Consider the following 3,755-nt stretch of genomic DNA (forward strand, 5'->3'; position numbering starts at 1 on the left):
ATTCTGCTGTCACCCATTCTGCTGTCATCATCCATCATCATCCGCCCTTCGCCTTCGTCATTCTGATTTCGTCATTACAACCATGCTCCCCCACTCCGACCTCCTCCAACTCAAGCGCTGGAACACCCCCACCATCTACAACGGCTGGGAGCAGATCACGAAGCGCGATCCGGCCGCCGATGGCTTCAATCTCGAGGAAACACGCGACTTCATGCCGCAGATGGGGCCGATGGCCGGTTACGCCATCACCGTTGTGATCGAGCCCAGCAACAAATCACACCGCGAGACGAATCCGAACGCCTGGAACGAGTATCGCCGCTACGTCGCCAGCATTCCCGGCCCGAAGATCGTCTGCGTGCAGGATCTCGACAAGCCGCGCACCATCGGCTCCTTCTGGGGTGAGGTGAACAGCAACATGCATCGCGCCCTCGGTTGCGTCGGCACCATCGTCGATGGAGCGATCCGCGATGTCGATGAAATGACCAACGCGGGCTTCAAAGCGGTCGCACGTCGCCTCTGCGTCGGTCACGCGCACGTGCATCCGGTGCGCTGGGATTGCGAAGTGGAGGTCTTTGGCCGCAAGATCGCCCCCGGCGACCTCATTCACGCCGACAAGCACGGTTTCCTCGTCATCGAGCCCGAGGCGCAGCCGCAAATCCTTGAAGCCTCGCGCTTCATGGACGCCAACGAATGCCAGACCGTCATCCCCGCCGCCCGCGGCAGCGCAGGACTGAGCAGCGAGCAAGTTCTCGCCAACCTCGCCGAAGCCGGCGCGCAGTTTGGGAAGAACGCCAGGGCCAAATTCCAAAGGGAAGGGGAGTGGTGATCATGAAAGGCCTCTCTTTGGTTCTATGCGTTGTCGGTGGTGGTCTGTTTGCCGCCGACCTCCGCATCGAGAACAGCACCGTGCTCACCAGCGCCGGCGCGTATCACTGGTCGCAGTCGCGGCCTGCGGTGCTGCCAGACGGGCGCGTGATCATCACCACGCAGGAGATCGAAAAGCGCGGCTCGCATGGCTATCGCGACATCTATTTCACCCAGACCACCGACGGGGCGAAGACCTGGAGCGCGCCGAAACGCATCGAGGCGCTCAGTCGCAAACGCTTCCCCGATGGCGTCGAGCGCGTCATGGGTGACATCTGCCCGCAGTGGCATGCGAAGACAGGCAAACTGCTCGTCACCGGCAAATGCTTCGGCTTCCTCGCCAAAGCCAAGGACACCGCCGCGAAGGATGATCGCTCGCAGGAACGCGTGGCCTACTGTGTTTATTCACCCGACACGGATCAGTGGACGGAGATGAAGATCATGGCCATGCCGGAGAAGGATCACGCCGGGCATCCCATCATCGAGCCGAACGCGGGCTGCAACCAGCGCTGGGACCTGCCGGGTGGCGACGTCTTGCTGCCCGTGCGCTATCGGGCCGATCCGAAGACACGCGTTTACACCACCGTCGTGGCACGCTGCACCTTCGATGGCGAGACGCTGGCCTATGCGGAACACGGCAGCGAGCACACGATCAGCATTCCCCGTGGCCTTTACGAGCCGTCCGTGTGCGGATTCAAAGACCGCTTCTTCCTCACCATGCGCGGCGAGCAGAACGGCCACGTCGCGCGCAGCGACGACGGCGTGAACTACACGCCCGCCGTCGAGTGGAAGTTCGACGACGGCCAGCCGCTGCTCAGCACGAACACCCAGCAGCACTGGATCACGCATGGCGACGGACTCCACCTCATCTACACCCGCAAAGGTGCCAGCAACGACCACGTCTTCCGCCATCGCGCCCCCATCTTCATCGCCCGCGTCGATCCCGACAAGCTGCAGCTCATCCGCGCCACCGAGCAGGTGCTCATTCCCGAGACCGGCGTCGATCTCGGCGGTGGCTACGCCCCCGTCGATGTGAATGCGCACGAGACCTGGGTCATCAGCAGCGAAATGGCCTTCCCGAAAGGCCGCGAAGATGAGCCCAACCGCGTCCTCCTCGCCAAGATCCTCTGGCCTCCCAACTGATCGTCCAATCATCCAACAATCCTCCCTTCCGGTACGAGCCAGATGCTCCGCTCTCTGCCCTTCTTCGCACTCCTCGGCCCTGGAGAGCCAAGCTACAGTCAGACGCCCTCAAGATTCAATCCTTCTGCTGTCACCCATTCTGCTGTCATCATCCTTTGCTCCATCAGCCACGCACAAAATGCCCCACGAACCCAGCGGGCAAGAGGTCTTCGGCACTTGAGAGTCAAGCTACAGTCACTCCGCCCTTCGCATCTAGCATCTAGCATCCAGCATCCAGCATCCAGCATCTAGCATCTAGCATCCAGCATCCAGCATCCCCTCATGAAACCCCTCCTCGCCTCCCTCACGCTCTGTCTCGCCGCCCTCGCGTCGGCGGCCGAGCCCTTCCTCGAAAAGCAGAACCTCTTCACCGTCGGTGACGACCCCGCGTATAACATCTACCACATCCCCGGCATCGTCGTCACCGCCAAGGGCACCGTCCTTGCCTGGTGCGAGGCACGCAAAGGCGGCGGCGACTGGTCAGACATCCGCATCCTGCTCCGCCGCAGCACCGATGACGGAAAAACCTGGAGCGCACCGCAAAGCATCGCCGACGTCCCTGGACCGAAGCAGAAAAACCCCTTCGCCCTCCGCCTGAAGAACGTGGACACCACCCAGGTCACCTACAACAACCCCGTGCTCATCGCCGACAAGGACGGCACCGTCCACATGCTCTTCTGCCTCGAATACGAGCGCGCCTTCTACCAGCGCAGCACCGATGACGGACTCACCTGGTCCAAGCCGGTCGAGATCACCGCCACCTTCGACACTTTTAAAAAGCACTACGATTGGAAAGTCCTCGCCACTGGCCCGAATCACAGCATCCAGCTCAATAACGGCCGCCTCGTCGTCCCTGTCTGGCTCTCCACCGGCGAAGGAGGCAATGCGCACCGCCCCAGTGTCACCGCCACCATCTACAGCGATGACCAGGGCAAGTCCTGGCACGCAGGCGACATCGCCGTGCCCTGCACCGACGAATGGATCAATCCCAACGAAACCGTCGCCATCCAGCTCAACGACGGCCGCGTCATGCTCAATGTCCGCAGCGAATCCAAGGCCCACCGCCGCCTCGTCGTCACCAGCCCGGATGGCGCGACGAACTGGAGCACTCCGAAGTTCGATGAGGCGCTGCTGGAGCCGATTTGCATGGCCGGCATCGTCCGTTACGATCACGGCGGGCAGAGCCTCATCCTCTTCTCCAATCCCCACAACCTCGAAGGCGGCCGCGAAGGCCAGCCCGAGCCCGGCAAAAGCCGCGCCCGCAAAAACGTGAGCGTCAAGCTCAGCCGCGACGAAGGCCAGACCTGGCCCGTCAGCAAAGTCCTCGAACCTGGCCCCAGCATGTACTCCGACATCGCCGTCACCCACGCCGGCACCATCCTCTGCTTCTACGGCAGCAGCGCCCGGCCCGGCTTCGCCGGCTCCAGCCTCACCCTCGCCCGCTTCAATCTGGAGTGGCTCCAGGAGAAGTGAGCGGTGCCGTGCTTGGATGGCAGAAGTTGGACAACAACCCAAACCATCGGGCAGTTGCAGCGCGATGCCGTCGCACTGCTCAAGGCGGACGCAAAGCCGCCTAACTCGCCTGCAATGAGCCACACGGCAAACTGCCATGGCAATAGCCCGCAACAAAACTGGGCCGCGTTTGAAAACCTGTTTGGAAGTCGCGGAGCGACGAACGTGCCGTAGCCCGGCCTTTCAAGGCCGGGAAC

3 protein-coding genes are annotated in these 3,755 nt (G+C 62.4%); all 3 read left to right on the forward strand.

Translation table 11 applies throughout. The annotated features are described in order from the left end of the window. Window positions 1-82 precede the first annotated feature (82 nt). The 3 genes from IAE77_RS00220 (at window position 83) to IAE77_RS00230 (ending at window position 3,519) form a co-directional block, all read left to right on the forward strand. Window positions 83-826 (forward strand): RraA family protein, encoded by a 744-nt coding sequence (locus tag IAE77_RS00220; RefSeq protein ID WP_294219640.1) that lies wholly within the window; start codon window positions 83-85, stop codon window positions 824-826. Window positions 827-828: 2 nt separating this feature from the next. Further along, a complete protein-coding gene (locus tag IAE77_RS00225) occupies window positions 829-2,007 on the forward strand; it encodes a sialidase family protein (protein ID WP_294219641.1) in 1,179 nt (392 codons plus the stop codon). A 321-nt stretch (window positions 2,008-2,328) separates the two neighbouring features. Then, on the forward strand, window positions 2,329-3,519 hold the full coding sequence (locus IAE77_RS00230) for a sialidase family protein (protein WP_294219642.1): 1,191 nt from the start codon (window positions 2,329-2,331) through the stop codon (window positions 3,517-3,519). Window positions 3,520-3,755: the final 236 nt, after the last annotated feature.

The organism is Prosthecobacter sp. (assembly GCF_014879935.1).
Lineage (GTDB): Bacteria > Verrucomicrobiota > Verrucomicrobiia > Verrucomicrobiales > Verrucomicrobiaceae > Prosthecobacter.

What these genes read in the sequence shown, in the direction of transcription:
- IAE77_RS00230 (WP_294219642.1), top strand. Translation starts at nt 2,329, where the DNA reads ATGAAACCCCTCCTCGCCTCCCTCACGCTCTGTCTCGCCGCCCTCGCG.
- IAE77_RS00220 (WP_294219640.1), top strand. Translation starts at nt 83, where the DNA reads ATGCTCCCCCACTCCGACCTCCTCCAACTCAAGCGCTGGAACACCCCC.
- IAE77_RS00225 (WP_294219641.1), top strand. Translation starts at nt 829, where the DNA reads ATGAAAGGCCTCTCTTTGGTTCTATGCGTTGTCGGTGGTGGTCTGTTT.